Here is a 19,741-nt window from a genome sequence, read left to right on the forward strand (position 1 = left end):
CCAGCAGTGACCCGGTGAACTGCGTCTTTCAGTTCCCGGTGAATCGCCTGCCGGTGAAACCCCCTGACTGGCAGAGTGGTCGAGTACAGGAGTGGGGGAATGCAGCATGCAACTGTCCTTGACGGCTGCGCAACACAGCATGTGGCTCGCTCAGCAGTTGGATCCGGTGAACCCGCGCTACAACCTGGCCCAGTACTTCGAATTCACCGTGGGGCTGGATCCGGCTACGCTGGAGCGGGCCTGGCGGCACACGGTGGCGGAAACCGGGACGCTGACCGCCACCATCGCCGACGGTCCCGTGCAGGTGCCGGGGCCGGTGCCGGAAAGCTCGTTCGCCCGGATCGACTTTCGCGCGCACGGCGACGCGATCGCCGCCGCTCACGAATTCATGCGGGACGAGCTCGCGAAACCGTTCGCGTTGCCCGGCGGGCCACTGTTCACCACGGTTCTCCTGCAGGTCGGGGACGAGCGCTTCCTCTGGTACCACCGATATCACCACGTCGTCATCGACGGCCGGGGCCTGAGCATGGTCGTCAAGCGAACGGCCGAGGTTTACCACTCGCTCATCGAAGGCGTCGGCCCCGGGCCATCCGCGTTCGGATCTCTGGAGTCCCTGCTGCGGCAGGAAGCCGGTTACCGTGCCGGTGCGGACTTCGTCGCCGACCGGGCGTTCTGGATCCGCCGGATGGCCGATCTTCCTTTCGTGCCAAGTCTTTCGCGTCGATCGGACACGCGATTGCTCCCCGCCGTGCGAAAAAGCGCGGCGCTGGAGCGCGCCCGTCCTGCCCGCTGGCGCCGAGCCGCGCGGGCCGCGGGGGCGAGCCTTCCCGCGATGCTGCTCGCCGCCGCCGCGGTGCTCCTGCGGCGGATGACCGGCGCGACCGACGTCGTCGTGGGGTTCGCGGTCGGAGCGCAGCACGACGCGGACGCGAACGTGCCCGCGTTCGTCGCGCACGTGCTTCCCATCCGGGTCGCGGTGCACGACGACATGCCGATCACGGCACTGATCGCCGACGCCGAACGGGAACTGCGCCTCGCGCTGGAGCACCGGCGCTACCGGGCGGAGGACCTCCGCCGTGATCTCGGCCGGACCGGGCCGGGTGAGCTGATCCCCGGGCTGACGATCAACATCCTGCCGTTCGACTACGCCCAGCGGTTCGGCCCGGCCCAAGCGGTGACGCACCAGTTCAGCCCCGGTCCCGTTGACGATCTGTCGGTCGGATTCCTGCTCCGGCCGGGCGGAGACCGGGTGCAGGCGTTCACCGACGGCAACTCGGCCCGGTACGACACCGGCGAAGTCGCCGCTCACCACGACCGGTTCCTCCGGGTGCTCGACATCATCGCCGGCACGGAAGGGGCCACCGCGGTGGGCGCGCTGGACATTCTCACCCCCGCCGAACGGGACCGCGTCGTCACCGAGTGGAACGACACCGCCACCGAGCCGTTGCCGGACAGGTGCGTCCACGAGGTCTTCGCCGGCCGCGCCGAACGTCACCCCGGCGCCCCCGCCGTCGTCTCCGCCGGAGAAACGCTCAGCTACGCGGACCTGCACCGGCGGTCGAACCGGCTGGCACACCGGCTCATCGCCGCCGGAGTGACGAGGGAGTCCCGGGTGGCGCTGCTGATGGACCGGTCGGTGGATCTGGTCGTAGCCATGCTCGCGGTGCTGAAGGCGGGTGGCTGCTACGTCCCGCTGCACCCCGGCTCGCCTCCCGGGCGGCTGCGCCGGGTGGCGGCGGATGCCGATGTCGTGGCGGTACTCACCGATCAGGGCAATCGAGCGGTGGCCGTCGCGACAGGCGTTCCGATCGTCGATGAGGACGACTCCGCCCCGGACACCCCGCCCGCGGTCGGGATGGACGCACGGCAGACGGCCTGCCTCATGTACACCTCGGGTTCCACCGGTACGCCGAAAGGCGTCGCGATACCGCACCAGGCCGTGGTCAGCCTTGCCCGCGACCACCGCTGGGACGCGCACCGGCGGATACCGCTGCACTCTTCCGTCGCCTTCGACGCCGTCACCTACGAAATCTGGGTCCCCCTGCTCACCGGGGGACAGGTCGTCGTCAGCACCGCGGAGCTGACGGCGTCGTCGCTCCGGCGACTGGTCGCCGGATCCGGCATCACCGCGGCCTTTGTGACCACCGCGCTCTTCAACCACTTCGCGGACGAAGCCCCGGACTCCTTCACCGGACTGCGCGAGATCTGGACCGGTGGGGAGCAGGCATCGCCGTCGGCGATCCGGCGCGTCCTGGAGCAGTGCCCGGACACGGCGGTCGTCCACGTCTACGGGCCGACCGAGTTCACCACCTTCGCGGTCAGCCAGGAACTTGCCGGGACCGACGCCGCACTGGTCCCGATAGGGCGGCCGATGGACAACAGCCGTGCGTACGTGCTGGACGATCGGCTGCGCCCGGTGCCACCCGGTGTCCCAGGGGAGCTGTACCTCGCGGGCGGCGGTGAGGCGCGGGGGTACCACGGAAGACCGGGGCCGACGGCCACCGCGTTCGTGGCCGATCCCTTCGCCCGCGGTACGGGCCGGATGTACCGCACCGGCGATCTGGTGGCCTGGACCAGTGCCGGGAGCCTGGAGTTCGTCGGCCGCGCTGACGACCAGGTCAAGATCCGCGGCCACCGGATCGAGCCCGGTGAGGTCGAGGCCGCCCTCGCCGCCCATCCCGCGGTACGCCGGGCCGCGGTGGTCGTCCGCACCGACCGGCCGGGGGAGAAGCGGCTCGTCGGGTACGTCGTGCTCGCCGGCGATAGCGCTGATAGCGCTGACAGCGCTGATAGCGCTGACGCGGTCCAGCTCCGCGAACACGTTCGGGCCGCGTTGCCGGACTACCTGGTTCCCTCGGCCGTCGTGGCGCTGCCCGAACTGCCGGTCACCGCCAACGGCAAACTGGACCGGGCGGCGCTGCCCGCCCCCGACTTCGCTGGGATGTCCGGTGCGGGGTCGCCGCGAAACCCGGTCGAGCAACGGTTCTGCGAACTGTTCGCCGAGGTGCTGGCCGTGCCGCGGGTCGGGGTCGACGACGGCTTCTTCGACCTCGGTGGCGACAGCATCATGTCGTTGCGGCTCATCGGGCGTGCCCGTGCCGCCGGGCTGGTGATCGAGCCGAGGGACGTGGCGCTGTGCCGGACTCCCGCCGGGCTCGCCAGGGTGGCCGGTGACGAACGGCCGCACCGCGGTGGCGAAGCGGGCGACGGTGTCGGCGCCTGCCCGCGAACGCCCATCATGGAGTGGTTCGCCGAGACCGGCGGGTCGCTGCGAGAATTCCACCAGTCGGTGCTGATCGACCTGCCGGAGGGCGTCGGCGAAGCCGAACTCGCCGCCGCGCTGCGCGTGCTGCTGGACCTGCACGACGCGTTGCGTATCCGTGCGGTCGACGGTGGCCTGGTCATCGAGCCGCGAGAGGCCGGGGCGGAACTGGCCTGCCTGCGCCGGGTCGAGCTGGCCGGACCGGACCCGCAGGCCGTGCTCGACCGGGAAAGCGCCGCCGCGCAAGCGGAACTCGACCCTGACGCCGGCGCGATCGTCCGGCTGGTGTGGTTCGACGCGGGCCCGGCTCGGCCAGGCCGGGTGCTGCTGGCGATCCACCACCTCGCGGTGGACGGGGTGTCCTGGCGCATCCTGATCCCCCAGTTCCTCGCCGCGGTGCGGGGAGTCCGGGTCCCCGAACCGGCCGGAAGCTCGTTCCGGTGGTGGGCGATCGCGCTGACCGAGCGAGCGCGGCAGCCCGAAGTCGTCGCGGAACTGCCCTACTGGCGCTCGGTACTGGACAGCACGGAGCCGGTGACGGGAAACCGCAGGCTGGACCCGTCGAGGGACCTGACCGCAACCGGTCGGGAGCTCACCTTGTCGCTGCCGCCGGAGGTCTCCGAACGCGTCCTGATCGACCTGCCCGCCGCGTTCCACTGCGGCGTCAACGACGTGCTGCTCACCGGCCTCGCGCTCGCGGTGACCGGGTGGCGCCGTCGTCGCGGGCAGGACGGTGCCGGTGTGCTCGTGGACTTGGAAGGGCACGGCCGCCAGGAGGCGGCGGCTCCGGGTGCCGACCTGTCCGCCACGGTCGGGTGGTTCACCAGCATGCACCCGGTGCGGCTCGATCCTGGCCGTGCCACGGGGGCGGACGCGCTGGAGCGGGTCAAGGAACAGCTCAGTACGGTTCCGGGCAACGGGATCGGCTTCGGCTTGCTGCGCTACCTCAACCCGGCCACCCGCGACGTGCTCGCCGCGCTGCCCGGTCCGCAGCTCGGGTTCAACTACCTCGGCCGGGTCGACGCGGGCCACACCTTCGACGGTGGCCGCCATCCCGACCTCCCGATGCGGCACGCGCTGGAGGTCAACGCGCTGGCGCAGCAGGGCGACGGCGGCCGGTGCCTGGTCGCGCACTGGTCGTGGCCGTCCGGAGTGCTGTCCGAAAAGGACGTCCGGGAACTGGCCGAGTCGTGGTTCCACGCCTTGCGCGACCTCAGCGGGCACCGCGCGGCACCCGCGCACTTCCCGTCCGACTTCCCGCTGGTGCGCGTCTCGCGGCAGGAGATCGAACGGTACGGCCCCGGGATCGCGGACATCCTGCCGATGACACCCCTGCAACAGGGACTGCTGTTCCACGCGCACGATCGCGTCGACGACGCGTACCTCGTCCAACTGCGGCTCGACGTCGAAGGCGACCTGGACCCGGTGGCGCTCCGCGCGGCGGGCGAGGCGCTCCTGGCCCGGCACCCGAACCTGCGGGCGGGCTTCCACGCCCGCGAGTTCGGCGACCCGGTGCAGATCGTGCCCGCCGCGGTCACCCTGCCGTTGACCGCCACGGATCTGTCCGATGTGGACGACGGTGATCGGGTGGCCGAACTGCTCGCCGCCGACCGCGCGGCCGGGTTCGACACCGGCTCGCCGCCACTGTTCCGCCTGACGCTGGTCAAGCTGGCGCACCGGCGGCACCTGGTCGTGCTGACCCACCACCACCTGCTGCTCGACGGCTGGTCGATGCCGTTGTTGCTGCGGGAGCTGTTCACCCTGTACGGCAAGGAAACCGAGCTGCCCGCGGCGCCGTCCTATCGCGACTACCTGGCGTGGCTCGGTGGTCAGGACCGGGTCTCGGCGAGCAGGGCCTGGCGGACCGCGCTCGATGAGCTTCCCGGTCCGGCGCTCGTGTCGCCGCCTCGAACGGCGAATGCGGCGGCCGGCACCCTGACGGTCGCCCTGTCGGAGGAGCAGACGGCACGCCTCGCCGACGCCGCCCGTGCGCACGGCGTCACCCTGAACACGGTGCTGCAGGCGGCACTGGCCGTGCTGATCGGCAGGCTCACCGGGCGCGAGGACGTCGTTTTCGGTGCCACCGTTGCCATCCGCCCGCCGCAGGTCCCCGGGATCGAGGACATGATCGGCCTGTCCATCAACACCGTGCCGGTGCGAGTCCGGACGGGCCGCGCCGAGCCGTGGTCCGGGTTGCTCGGGCGGCTGCGCGATGACCAGGCCGAGCTGATCCCGCACCAGCACCTCGACCTGCCCTCGATCCAGCGGCTGGCCGGGTGCGCGGACCTGTTCGACACCCTGCTCGTGTTCGAGAACTACCCGTTCGACGAGGACCGGCTGGCCGAGTTCGCGGACCTCCGGCTGCGGGACCTGCACGTCTCCGACGACACGCACTACGCGCTGACCCTCGCCGTCGTGCCGGGCAGGCGGTTGCGGCTGCGGCTCGGCCACCGCACCACCGAGCAGTTCGCGACCCAGTTCCTCGCCCGGCTCACCGGCCTGCTCGACACCGTCGGCGTCACTCCGGGGGAACCGGCCGCGCGCGCGAACGTCCTGCTGCCCGGTGAATACGACCGGGTGGTCCGCGACTGGAACGACACCGCGGCCGGGTACCCGGCCGAGCGGCCGGTGCCCGAGCTGTTCGCCGATCAGGTGGTGGCACGACCCGGCGCGCTCGCCGTGCTCTTCGACGGGGAAACGCTGTCGTACCGGGAACTCGACGAGTGGTCGAACCGGTTGGCGCACCGGCTGCGGGAACTCGGTGCCGGGGTCGAAGTCCCGGTGGCCGTCCGGCTGCCGAGATCGGCCGAACTCGCCGTCGCCGTGCTGGGCACGCTCAAGGCGGGTGGTGTCTACCTGCCTGTCGATCCCGAGTATCCGGCGGCAAGGGCCGCCTTCATGCTCGCCGACAGCTCCGCGCGCGTGGTGATCACCCTGCCGGGCGCCGCGGACCCGGTGCCCGATGGTGTCGTACCGGTCGTCCTGGACTCGCTGTCCGACTACCCGAGCACTCCACCCGAGGTGGTCGTTCCCCCGCCGGCGAGCGCCTACCTGATCTACACCTCCGGTTCCACCGGGCAGCCCAAGGCTGTCGCGGTGTCGCACCGGGCGATCGTCGGGCACCTGTGCTGGATGCGGACCGCGTTCGGGCTTCGCGCGGACGACCGGGTTCTGCAGAAGACGTCCATCGGGTTCGACGTCTCGGTCTGGGAACTGCTGTTGCCCCTGCTGACCGGCGCCGGACTCGTGCTCGCCAGGCCGGGCGGGCACCGTGACCCGGACTACCTGGCCCAGCTCATCCGCGGCCACGGGGTCACCACTGCCCACTTCGTACCCTCGATGCTCGGCGCGTTCCTCGATGCTCCCGCCGCCTCGGCGTGCACCGGGCTGCGGAACGTACTGAGCAGCGGCGAAGCCCTGTCCGCCGAGCTCGTCGAGCGCTGGTACCGCAGGCTCGACGTGCCGCTGCACAACCTCTACGGACCGACCGAAGCCGCCATCGACGTGACGTGGTGGCCGTGCCGCTCCGGTGTGCCCGCCGTGCCGATCGGCCGCGCGGTCGCCAACACGCGGTCGTACGTGCTCGACCAGGACCTGAGCCCGGTTCCGGTCGGGGTGCCAGGGGAGCTCTACCTGGCAGGGGACCAGCTCGCGACCGCCTACCGGGGGCGGCCCGGCCTGACCGCGTCGCGGTTCGTGGCGAATCCGTTCGAGGTGGACGCCCGGATGTACCGCACCGGCGACCTGGCGCGGTGGTCCGCCGAGGGGGAACTGGAATTCCTGGGCAGGGTGGACGATCAGGTCAAGATCCGCGGCAACCGGGTCGAGCCGGGCGAGGCCGAAGCAGTGCTGGCGGCGCATCCGGGGATCGCCGAGGTCGCCGTGCTCGCCGTCGGCGACCCGCCACAGCTGGTGGCATTCACCGTGCCCCGCGGGAAGGCGCCGGGGGAGGCGCGGTTGCGCGAGTTCGCGGCGGCGAGGCTGCCCGGGTACCTGGTGCCGTCGGCGTTCGTCACCGTGGACGCCTTTCCGGTGACCACCAACGGGAAACTCGACCGCACGGCCCTTGCCGCGCTGCGGCCCGCGATCGAGCGGGAGTACGCGGCACCTCGTGACGACGTGGAGCGGCTGCTGTGCGCCGTGTGGTCGGAGGTGCTCGGCATCGAGCGGGCCGGTGTCCACGACGACTTCTTCGCACTGGGCGGGGATTCGATCCGCAGCATGCGGGTGGTGTCGCGAGTCCGATCCGGCCTCGGCGTCGAACTGTCCCCGCGCGCGGTGTTCGACCATCCGACCCCCGCCGGTATCGCCGAGGTGGTCGCCGGGCTGCGCGCGGAGCGCGAGACGCTCGTGCCGCGTGCCCACCGGTCCGACGTGCCGCTGTCCTTCGCACAGGAACGGCTCTGGTTCCTCGACCAGCTCGCACCGGGCGGCGTGGAGTACAACCTCAGCATCGGCTGGCGGCTGACCGGCACGCTGGACCCCGCCGCACTCCGGGTGGCGGTGGACGGCCTCGTGTCGCGGCACGGCTCGCTGCGCACGACGTTCGGGCAAGTCGACGGCCGTGGTGTCCAGGTGGTGCACGACGCGGTCACCGTGCCGATCCGCGCGATCGATCTGTCCAATGTGGACGAACCGCGCCGCGCGGGCGAACTCGACCGGATACTGGACGCGGAGTCGGCGACGCCGTTCGACCTGCGGACCGGGCCGCTGCTGCGCCTGCTGACGGTGTGCACGGCCGAGGACGAGCACGTGCTGGTGATGTCGGCGCACCACATCATCACGGACGGCTGGTCGATGGAGATCATGACCGGTGAACTGGGCACACGCTACGACGCGGCGGTTGCCGGGGAACCGGCACGGTTGCCGGAACTGCCGTTGCGGTACACCGATTACACGCTGTGGCAACGGGATCGGTGGCGCACCGACCCCGAGGGCGGGCTGGCGTACTGGCGTTCCCAGCTGGCCGGGGTCGTCCCGGTCGAGCTGCCGACGGACCGGCCGCGGCCGCCGGTCCGGAGTGCGGCCGGGGCGCTGCACCCGTTCAGCGTCGGCGAGGAGCTGACCTCGGCGCTGCTGGCGCTGGGCAGGGCCAACGGCACCACGTTGTTCATGACCGTGGCGGCGGTGACCCAGGTGCTGCTGGCGCGCTACAGCGGCGAGCGGGACATCTCGATCGGGACGGCGACCGCGGGCAGGGACCGGGTGGGGCTGGAAGATCTGGTCGGCTTCTTCGTCAACACCCTCGTGCTGCGGTCGGACATCGACGAGTCGCGTACTTTCGCCGAGCTGCTCACCGGTGTCGGCGAGACCGTGCGGGCCGCCTACGCGCACCAGGACGTGCCGTTCGGCAAGCTGGTCGAGGAGCTCAATCCCGAGCGGGACACCAGCGGGACTCCGCTGGCGCGGGTCATGCTGGGGATGCGGGACGCCCCGTCCGCCGGGTTCGCCCCGGCCGGTCTGCGGGCGCGGGAGTTCCGCCTGCCGCGGCGAGCCACGCAGTTCGAGCTGGGCTTCCACTTCGAACGGCGGCCGGACGGCACGCTCGACGCGGTGGTGCAGTACAGCACCGAACTGTTCGATGTGGACACCATCCGCCGGATGACCGGACACCTGGTGCTGCTGGCCGAACACGTGACCGCGAACCCGGACCGGTCACTTCGCGAGATTCCGCTGCTCACCGGCGAAGAACGCCACCGGATGCTCGTGGAGTGGAACGACGCCTGCCCGTGGGTGCGTCCCGCGACGATGCCCGCGTTGTTCGAAAGCAGGGCGGCGTCGGCACCCGACGCGCCGGCGGTCGTCGACGATCGGGTCCGGCTGACCTACCGCGAACTCGACGATCGCGCCAACCGAGTGGCTCGCTGGCTGATCAGCCTCGGTGTGGGGCCCGAGGACGTGGTCGCGGTGGCGATGCCTGCCTCGGCGGACCTGGTGACCGCGCAGCTCGCCGTCTGGAAGGCCGGTGCGGTGTACCTGCCGATCGACTCCGGCTACCCCGACGAGCGGATCGCCTTCATGGTGTCCGATTCGGCCGCACGGATGCTGCTGGCGGACCCCGCCGTCGCGGACCGCCTGCCGGGACCCGTTACCCCGTACCCGTCGCCGGGCGATCTCGGCGACTCCGCGGCGCCCGTCACCGACGAGGACAGGGTGTCCCCGTTGCGCGTGGACAACACGGCCTACGTCATCTACACCTCGGGCTCCACCGGGCGGCCCAAGGGCGTCGTGGTCCAGCACACCGGGCTCGCCGCGTTGGCCGCGGGCTTCGGCGGGCACATCGGGGCCGGGCCGGGGACCCGCGTCCTGCAGTTCGCCTCGCCGAGCTTCGACACCTCGATCGACGATCTCTGCCGCGCACTGGTGTCCGGCGCGTGCCTGGTGCTGGCCGACCGCGAGCACCTGGCTCCTGGCGCGCCGCTGGCCGAGACGATCACCCGGTACGCCATCACCCAGGTGACCTTGCCACCCGCGGTGCTCCGGGCACTGCCTGCCGGATCACTGCCGTCCGATGTCACGCTGGTGAGCGCGGGCGAGGCGTTGCCGGCCGAGCTGGCGACGGTGTGGTCGGGCGGGCACCGGGTGGTGAACGCCTACGGCCCGACGGAGACCACGGTCTGCGTCCTCGCGAGTGCGCCGCTGACCGGGGACGACCCCGTCCCGCCCATTGGCAGGCCGGTCACCGGCAACCGGGTGTACGTGCTGGACGACCACCTCCGCCCGGTGCCGCCGGGGGTGCGCGGTGAGCTTTACGTCGCCGGTCCCGGGCTGGCGCGCGGATACCTCGACCGCCCCGGCCTGAGCGCCCAGCGCTTCGTGCCGTGCCCGTTCGGCCCGGCCCCTGGCGCGCGAATGTACCGGACCGGGGACGTCGTGGCCTGGCTGCCCACTGGCGAGCTGATCTTCCACGGGCGCGTCGACACGCAGGTGAAGGTGCGCGGCTACCGGATCGAACCGGGCGAGATCGAGGCGGCACTGCGGACGCACCCGGACATCGCCGATGCGGCGGTGATCGCGGCCGCCGGCCCCTCCGGCAGGCGGCGGCTGGTCGGCTACCTCGTCGCGGGCGGGGACGGGCCGTCGCCGGAGGAGGTACGGCTCCACCTGGCGAGCTCGCTGCCGGGCCACATGGTGCCCCCGGTGTTCGTCGTGCTCGACCGGCTTCCCCTGACGACATCGGGAAAACTCGACCGCGCCGCCCTGCCGTACCCCGGCGAGGCCGCCGCCAGAACCGACCGCGCCCCGCGCGACGACCGCGAGCGAATCCTTTGCGGACTGTTCGCCGAAGTGATCGGCATCCCGGGGGCGGGGCCGGAGTCGAGCTTCTTCGCGCTCGGCGGCGACAGCATCCTGCTGATCGACCTGATCGGCAGAGCACGGGCGGCCGGGCTGGTCGTCACCGTCGCCGATGTGCTGCGGCACAAGACCGTTGCCGCCCTCGCCGCCGTCGCGACCACGGCGGCTCCAGCCGTGGAGCGGACGGAAGCGGACGAACCGCTGATCAGCGTGAGCCAGGCCGAACTCGACGAGTTCGCCGTCAGGCTGGCAGCACCGGAGGAGCGAAGGTGACCCAGGGGATCGAGGACGTGCTACCGCTGTCGCCGTTGCAGGAGGGACTGCTGTTCCACTCCCGCTACGACGAGGACGGTGTCGACGTCTATGTCGTCCAGATCGGCGTCGACCTCGACGGCGAGGTGGACGCGGACCGCCTGCGGCTCGCGGCCGAGGCGCTGCTGCGCAGGCACCCGAACCTGCGCACCGCCTTCCTGGAGCGGAAGTCGGGGGAACCGGTGGCGGTGATCCCGCGCTCGGTGGAACTGCCGTGGCAGGTGGTCGACCTGACCGGGCTCGGTGCCGCGGAACAGGCCGGAGCGCTGGACGAGGTGATGGCGGCCGACGGCGCGCGCGGGTTCGACGTGACCCGGCCGCCACTGATCAGGTACACGCTGGTCAGCCTGGCGCCGAACCGCTGCCGCCTGGTGCAGACCAGCCATCACCTGCTGCTGGACGGCTGGTCGGGGCAGTTGCTGTTCCGCGAGCTCTTCGCGTTGTACGGCAACGGCGGCGACGAGACCCGGTTGGCGCCCGCGACCCCGTACCGGTCCTATCTCGGCTGGCTGGCCGGGCAGGACAAGGCCACGGCAAGGGAGGCCTGGCGCGCTGCTCTGTCCGATGTGGACGAGCCGACCCTGGTGGCGCCACCGGAACAGGGCAGGGCGGGGCAGCTCACCGGAACGGTTTGGCTGCCGCTGTCGCGTGCACTCACCACGGCCATCGGCGACGTGTGCCGTCGGCACGACCTGCGGCTCAACACGCTCGTACAGGCGGCGTGGGGTGTCCTGATCGGCTCACTGACCGGGCGGACCGATGTCACGATCGGCATGACGGCCTCCGGGCGGCCACCCGAGATCGAGGGTGTCGGCAGCATCGTGGGGCTGCTGGCCAACACCGTGCCCGCGCGGATCCGGTTCGACCCGCGGGAACCGCTGCGCGCCATGCTCACCCGGCTGCAGCACGAGCTGTCCGAGCTGCTCGTGCACCAGTACCTCGGCCTGACCGAGATCCAGCAGGTGGCGGGGACGCGTGAGCTGTTCGACACGGCGGCGGTGCTGGAAAACTATCCGACGGACCCGGCCGCACTGGCCGGTCCGGCGCCGGGGATCACGGTGTCCGGGGTGACCGGACGCGACGGCGCGCACTACCCGCTGGCGCTGATGGTGATGCCGGGTGAGGAGCTGCTGCTGCGGGTCGACCACAAGCCCGAGCTGTTCGATCGCGCGGCGGCCGAGGCGATCACCCGTCGGCTGAAGAACTTCTTCGAAGCCGTCGTGTCCGATGTGGACAGCCCGGTCGGTGTGGTCGACCTGTTGCCGGACGCCGACCGCGAAACCGTTCTCGTCGCGTGGAACGACACCGGCCGCGACCTCCCCGCGCGGTCCATCGTGGAGTTGTTCGAGGCGACCGCCGATCGCGGGCCCGACGCGACGGCGCTCGTGGGTGACGGGTTTTCGCTGACCTTCGGCGAACTGGACGAGCGCGCCAATCGCCTGGCGCACCGGCTGATCGGTCTGGGCGTGCGGCGCGACGAGCCGGTCTGCCTGTGCGCCGAACGGGGTGTGGGGTTCGTCGTGTCCGCGCTGGCGGTGCTGAAGGCGGGCGGCGCCTACGTGCCGCTCGATCCGTCCTATCCGCGCGAGCGCCTCGCGTTCATGGTGTCCGACACCCGGAGCAGGCTGGTGCTCGCCGAGCGGCACCTGCTCGAGCGCCTGCCGGACCGGTCGGGCCGGATCGTCGTACCGGAAGACGGAGAAACCGAGGCCTTTCCGTCGACCAGGCCCGGTATCCGGCCTGCCGCGAACAACGCCGCGTGCGTGCTGTACACCTCCGGTTCGACCGGGACTCCCAAGGGTGCCGTGCTCGGGCACGAGGCCATCGTGCGGCTCGCCTGGGCACCGGTCTTCGTCGACGTCGAGCACACGGATGTGGTGCTGCACATGGCATCCCTGTCCTTCGACATCTCGGTGACCGAGCTGTGGACCGGTTTGCTCAACGGCGCCGGCGTCGCGGTCTTCCCGCCGGGGATTCCGTCGGTGGCCGAGCTGGGTGCCTTCTGCCGCGCGCACGGCGTCACCACTTCGTACCTGCCGAGCGGCCTGTTCCACGAGATCGTCGACGCCGACCCCGGCGCGCTGGCCGGGCTGCGCCAGGTGGTCCCCGGCGGGGACGTGCTTTCCCCGGCACACTGCGCCACACTGGCCGAGCGGTGCCCGGATCTTCGTGTCGTCAACGGATACGGGCCGACCGAGGTGAGCGGCCTTTCCTGCTGCCACACCTACGATCCGGCCACCGCGACGGGCGGCCCGATCCCGGTCGGCGGGCCGATTCAGAACACCAGGGCCTACCTGCTCGACGCCGAGCTGCGGCCGGTCGCGATCGGGGCGACCGGCGAGGTGTACCTCGCCGGCGAGGCGCTGGGCCGCGGGTACGTGCACCGGCCCGGCCTCACCGCGGCGACCTGGGTGGCCGGCCCGTTCGGCCCCGCCCCCGGTGGGCGGATGTACCGGACCGGCGATCTGGCCAGGTGGGACGAGCACGGCCGGTTGTGCTTCGTCGCGCGGACCGGCGACCAGGTCAAGATCCGCGGCTTCCGGATCGAGCCGAGCGAGATCGAGGCCGCCTTGGACGCCCATCCTGGTGTGGCGCATTCCGCCGTCGTCGTCCGCGAGGACACGCCGGGCGACAAGCGCCTGGTCGGCTACGTCGTCCCGGCCGGTGCGCCGGACGTCGACGCCGAACTGGCGCGGGCGCAGATCGAGGAGTGGCGCGGCGTCTACGACGCGGTGACGAATCCCGATCCGTTCGCCCACGAACTGGGGGAGAACTTCTCCGGCTGGGAGTCCAGCTACGATGGCAGGCCGATCCCGCTGGAGGAGATGCGGGAATGGCGGGCGGCGCGCATCGACCGGATCCGGGAGCTGCGGCCGCGGCGGGTGCTGGAACTCGGCGTCGGCACGGGACTGCTGCTGGCCGAACTCGCGCCGGACTGCTCGGCCTACTGGGGCGTGGACTTCTCCGCTCCGCTGATCGAGACGCTCCGCGCGCAGGTGGCCAGGCGCCCCGATCTCGCGGACCGCGTGGAGTTGCGCACCCAGGCGGCCGACGAGGTCGACGGCCTGCCGACGGGGTTCTTCGACACGGTCGTGCTGAACTCCGTGGCGCAGTACTTCTCCGACCACGAATACCTCGCCGAGGTGATCGAGCGCGCGGTGGGGCTGCTCGTGCCCGGTGGCGCCATGTTCATCGGCGACCTGCGCAATCCGCGCACCCGCCGGTACTTCCACACCGCCGTCCGGCTCGGCAGGGCCAAGGACTCCGGCGAGGCGGGCGCGCTGCGCCGGGTGATCGAACAGGATGTGCTGCTGGACAAGGAACTCCTCGTCGCCCCGGAGTTCTTCACCGCGCTCCGCCGCCGGGTCGCCGCGATCGGCGGCGTCGACATCCGGCTGCAACGCGGCACCCACCACAACGAGCTGACCCGCCACCGCTACGACGTCGTCCTGCACCGGAAGCCCACCGGGGCCCTGGTGTCCCTGAGCGACCTGCCACGGGTCCGCTGGGGCCGCGACCTCACCGATCTCGACCGGCTGGCCCGGATGCTGGCCGAGGCGGACGGCGGGCTGCGGGTCACCGGCGTGCCCAACCGGCGACTGGCCGTCGAAGTGGCCGCCACCAAGGAACTCCAGGCAGGGACCGGTCTCGGCAAGGTACTGGACGTGGCCCGCGGGCTGACCGCCGCCGATGCCGGGGCGGTGGACCCGGAGTCCCTGCACGCGCTCGGAGACCGGCTCGGCCACTGGGCCGGGACGACGTGGTCGGCGGCCGAGGCGGAGCTGGACGCCGTGTTCGTGCCCACCTCGCGGATCGGATCGCGCGCGCCGGTGGACGTGTACCGCGCGGCCGATTCCGGTGACCACCCGCTGTCGCACTACACCACCCGCCCCGCCGCTTCCCTGGAAACCGCCGGCCTCACCGAGTCGCTGGCGGGGCACCTGCGCGAGCGGCTGCCGGACCACATGCTGCCGGAGGCGATACTGCTCCTTGACGAGTTTCCGTTGAACCCCAACGGAAAACTCGATCGACGGGCGTTGCCAACCCCGGAGTTCGGCCTCACCGAGAGCACCAGGGGGCCGCGCACCCCGCGCGAAGAAATCCTGTGCGGACTGTTCGCCGAGGTGCTCGGCGTTCCCTCGGTCGGCGTCGACGACGGCTTCTTCGATCTGGGCGGGCACTCGCTGCTGGCCACCAGGTTCGTCAGCAGGGCGCGGACGGTGCTCGACGCCGAGTTGAAGGTCCGCGACGTGTTTCAGTCGCCGACCGTGGCCGAGCTGAGCAGGCTGCTCGACGATGTCGAGGTCGCGCGCATGCCGTTGCGCCGTCGTCCGCGACCGGAACACCTGCCGCTCTCGTCCGCGCAACGCCGGCTCTGGTACCTGCAGCAGCTCGACGGGATCGGCCCGGCGTACAACATGTTCTGGAGCCTGCGGCTGACCGGCTCGCTCGACCGGTCCGCGCTCGGCGCGGCGCTGGGCGACGTGGTGGACCGGCACGAGGTGCTGCGGACGATCTTCCCGCAGACCGGCGGCATCCCGGCACAGGTGGTCGGAGAACCGTCCGTGGAACTGCACGTGGCGGCCGCGACCGAGGAGGATCTGCCCGGCAGGCTCGCCGACGCCGCGCGGCACGAGTTCGACCTCGGCCGCGAAACGCCGCTGCGGGTGCACCTGTTCGTCCTCGGCGCGGACACCACCGTGCTCTTCGGCGTCTGGCACCACATCGCGGGCGACGGGTGGTCGCTGGTGCCGTTCTTCCGCGACCTGTCCGAGGCCTACGCCGCGCGGTGCGCGGGCGAAGCCCCGGCGTGGTCGCCGTTGCCCGTCCAGTACGTGGACTACACCCTGTGGCAACGTGACCGGCTCGGCACCGAGGACGACCCCGGCAGCCTGCTCTCGCGGCAGCTGGCGTTCTGGCGTACCGCGCTGGCCGGGCTGCCGGACGAGATCACCCTGCCCGCCGACCGGGACCGCCCGCCGGTCGCCGATCACCGGGGTGCCGTCGAGACCTTCGAGTGGCCGTCACGGGTCAAGCGGGGCGTCGCCGAACTCGCGCGGCAGACCGGGACGACGCCGTTCATGGTCCTGCAGGCCGGGTTGGCCGCGCTGCTCAGCCGGATGGGGGCGGGGACCGACATCCCGATCGGCAGCCCGATCGCGGGGCGCACCGACGACGCGCTGACGGATCTGGTCGGCTGCTTCCTCAACACACTGGTGCTGCGCACGAACACCGCGGGCGACCCGACCTTCCGGGAGCTGGTCGGCCGCGTGCGCCGGACCGTGCTCGCCGCGTACGACAACCAGGACGTGCCGTTCGAGCAGCTGGTGGAAGCGCTCAACCCGCGCCGTTCCCAGACGCGCCACCCGCTGTTCCAGGTCATGCTCACGGTGCAGAACAACCCCCGGCCCGAGTTCGAGCTGCCCGGCCTGCGCTGGGAACCGCAGCCGGTCGAGCTGAACACGGCGAAGCTCGATCTGTCCATCGAGGTCACCGAACAGGCAGACGCGCTGGCCTGCGTCGTGTCCTACCGCACCGACGTGTTCACCGGCGCGGGAGTGCGGATGCTCATGGACCGGCTGCACCGCGCACTGCTCGACTGGACCGGCGACCCCGAGCAGCGCATCGGGAAACTGGACCTGCTGGAGGACGGGGAACGGCGCCGGCTGCTCGGCGGGACGCTGGAGGGCATGCCGCCGGCGCACACCCTGACGGAGCTGTTCGAAGCGCGCGTGGCCGCCGCGCCGACGGCCGTCGCCGTGGTGTGTGACGGAAACCGCCTGACCTACGCCGAGCTCGACGATCGCGCGAACCGGCTGGCCCGCCTGCTCGCCGATCGCGGTGTGGGCCCCGAGCGCAGGGTGGGCCTGCTGCTGCCGAGATCGCCCGACCTGGTGGTCGCGATCCTCGCCGTGCTCAAGGCGGGCGGGGCCTACGCGCCGATCGACCCGGACTACCCCGAGGAGCGGATCTCGTTCCTGCTCGGCGACATTCGTCCCGAGGTCGTGGTCGCGACCCGCCCGGTGTCCGGTGTGGACACTGTCGTGCTGACCGACGCCGCCTTGGATCGCCTGCCCGACGAAGGCTTCGCCTCTCGCTGCACACCGGACAACGCCGCGTACGTCATCTACACCTCGGGTTCGACGGGCACCCCGAAGGGTGTCGTGGTGACCCATCGCAATGTGGTGCGCCTGTTCGACTCGGCAAGGCGGCACTTCGACTTCGGCGCCGACGACACGTGGACGCTGTTCCATTCCTACGCCTTCGACTTCTCCGTGTGGGAACTGTGGGGACCGCTGCTGCACGGTGGCAGGCTCGTGGTCGTGCCACGGGAAACCAGCCGGTCGCCCGCGGACTTCGTCGAACTGGTGCGCGCGGAGCGGGTGACCGTGCTGAACCAGACGCCGTCCGCGTTCTACCAGTTCGCCACCGCGGAGAAGGAGTCCCCGCTCGGCGAGCACGCGCTGCGGTACGTGATCTTCGGCGGGGAAGCGCTGGGGCTCAACCGGTTGCGGGAGTGGTTCGAGCGTCACGGGGAGGGTGCACCGGAACTGGTGAACATGTACGGCATCACCGAGACCACCGTGCACGTCACCCGGCTCCGGCTGGACGATCGGACCTGCGCGGACGAGAGCGGGAGCCTGCTCGGCGAGGCGCTCGGCGACCTGCGGGTGTACCTGCTGGACCAGCGGCTCCGCCTGGTTCCGCCAGGGGCGCAAGGGGAGGTCTACGTGGCGGGGGCGGGACTCGCGAGGGGCTACCACGGCAGGCCCGCGCTGACCGGCTCCCGATTCGTGGCCGATCCGTTCGCGGCAGGCGGAACCCGCATGTACCGCAGCGGAGACCTCGCGCGCAGGCGCGCCGACGGGGCACTGGAGTACCGCGGCCGGTCGGACGACCAGGTCAAGGTGCGGGGTTTCCGGATCGAACCCGGCGAGATCGAGTCCGTGCTCGGCGGGCACCCGGCGGTGTCACAGGTGGTGGTGCTGCTGCGAGAGGACGAGCCCGGCACGCGCCGCCTGGTCGGATACGTGGTGCCGTCCGGGCAGCCGCCCGCGCCGCCGGAGTTGCGTGAGCACGCCGCGCGGAGCCTGCCGGGTCACATGGTGCCTGCCGGTTTCGTGGTACTGGACCGGCTTCCGTTGACGTCAAACGGAAAGCTCGACCGGGACGCGCTGCCTGCCCCGGATTTCGGCGCACTCGACTCCGGCGGGCGGGCCCGCGACGAGACCGAGGCGATCCTGTGCGGGTTGTTCGCGGAAGTGCTCGGGCTGCCCGAGGTCGGTGTCGACGGCGGCTTCTTCGATCTCGGTGGCGACAGCATCCTGTCGATCCAGCTGGTCAGCAGGGCGTGGGAGGCCGGCCTGACGATCTCGCCCCGCGATGTGCTCGTCCGGCAGAGCGTCGCCGGTCTCGCCGAGGTCGCCCGATCACACGACGGAGCGGGTTCGGCGACCGCGGACGATCCGGTGGGGACGGTGCCCGCGACACCGATCATCGCGCGCCTCGCCGAGCTGGGTGGCCCGATCGAGCAGTACAACCTCGCCATGCTCGTCCGCGTCCCGGCCGGGCTTTCGCGAACCGGGCTGCTGACCGCGCTGGGCACACTGCTGGACCGGCACGACGCGCTGCGGTCGCGGCTCGACCGCACCGGCGGCTGGACGCTGGAGATCGGGGCTCGGGGGACGGTGTCCGCGGCGGACCTGCTGCACCGGGTCGACATGTCCACTTCGGACAGATCTGACCCGGCAACCGGGGCGGTGGATCCCGCGCTGATGTCGGCCGAGTTCGCCGCGGCGCAGCGGCGGCTCGCGCCGGACTCGGGCGTGATGGTCCAGGCGGTCTGGTTCGACGCCGGGGACGAACGGCCCGGCAGGCTGCTGATGATGGCCCACCACCTGGTGATCGACGCGGTGTCCTTGCGGGTGCTGATCGGCGAGCTGGGTGTGGCCGGTGACGCGGTGGTCTCGGGCGTGCCCGGGCGGCTGCCGCCCCCGGCCACCTCGGTACGGCGATGGGCGCGGGAGCTGGAAGCGCAGGCGAGCAGCCAGGCCAGGATCGCCGAACTGCCGTTGTGGACCGAGATCCTCCGACGGCCCGGCCCGCCGCTTGGCGGCAGGGAACTGGATCCGGCGCGCGACGTGATGACGGCGGGCCGCGGTTTCGTCCTCCGGCTGCCCGCCGACCGCACCCGTGCCCTGCTGACCGCGGTGCCCGCGGCCTTCGGCGCGGGCGCGCACGACGCGCTGCACACCGCGCTGGCACTCGCGGTCGCGCGGTGGCGCACCGGGACCACCACCGGACTGCTGGTCGACCTGCAGGGGCACGGCCGCGACGCGATCTCGCCCGGCCTTGACTGCTCACGCACCGTCGGCTGGCTGGTGAACGTCTTCCCAGCCTGGTTCGATCCCGGGGACATCGGATGGGACGAGGTGCTCGCGGCCGGACCGGCGCTGGGTACCGCGGTGCGGCGGGTACGGGACCAGCTCCGTGCCCTGCCGGACAACGGGCTGGGGTACGGGATGCTGCGCTACCTGAACCCGCGTACCCGGCCCCAGCTCGCCGCCTTGCCCCAGCCGAGGCTCAAGTTCAACTACCTCGGCCGGTTCACGGTCGCCGATGACGCGCAGAACTGGGCGCCGACGGCCGAACTGGCCGGCGTCCTGGGTGGCGGGCAGGACGAGGGCATGCGGGTGTCGCACGCTCTCGAGTCCACTGTGTACATCGCAGGACAAGCGGGGCGCGCCGAACTGACCGCCTTCTGGGGCTGGCTGGACGGGGTGCTCGCCGAAGACGCGGTGCGGAAGCTGGCCGAGTACTGGATGGCCGCACTGGAAGCCATCGTCACCCTTGCCGAAACGGAAGAATGAC

2 protein-coding genes are annotated in these 19,741 nt (G+C 71.8%); both read left to right on the plus strand.

Annotated elements, in window-relative coordinates; translation table 11 throughout:
- Positions 1-106: 106 nt before the first annotated feature.
- Entirely contained in the window at positions 107-10,831 is a 10,725-nt protein-coding gene (locus tag ABD256_RS16095) for an amino acid adenylation domain-containing protein (RefSeq protein WP_344418458.1), read from the plus strand.
- On the plus strand, positions 10,828-19,740 hold the full coding sequence (locus ABD256_RS16100; RefSeq protein ID WP_344418460.1) for an amino acid adenylation domain-containing protein: 8,913 nt from the start codon (positions 10,828-10,830) through the stop codon (positions 19,738-19,740). The genes ABD256_RS16095 and ABD256_RS16100 overlap by 4 nt, the downstream gene beginning before the upstream one ends.
- Position 19,741 lies beyond the last annotated feature (1 nt).

The sequence above is a fragment of the Amycolatopsis minnesotensis genome, assembly GCF_039529815.1.
Classification (GTDB): domain Bacteria; phylum Actinomycetota; class Actinomycetes; order Mycobacteriales; family Pseudonocardiaceae; genus Amycolatopsis; species Amycolatopsis minnesotensis.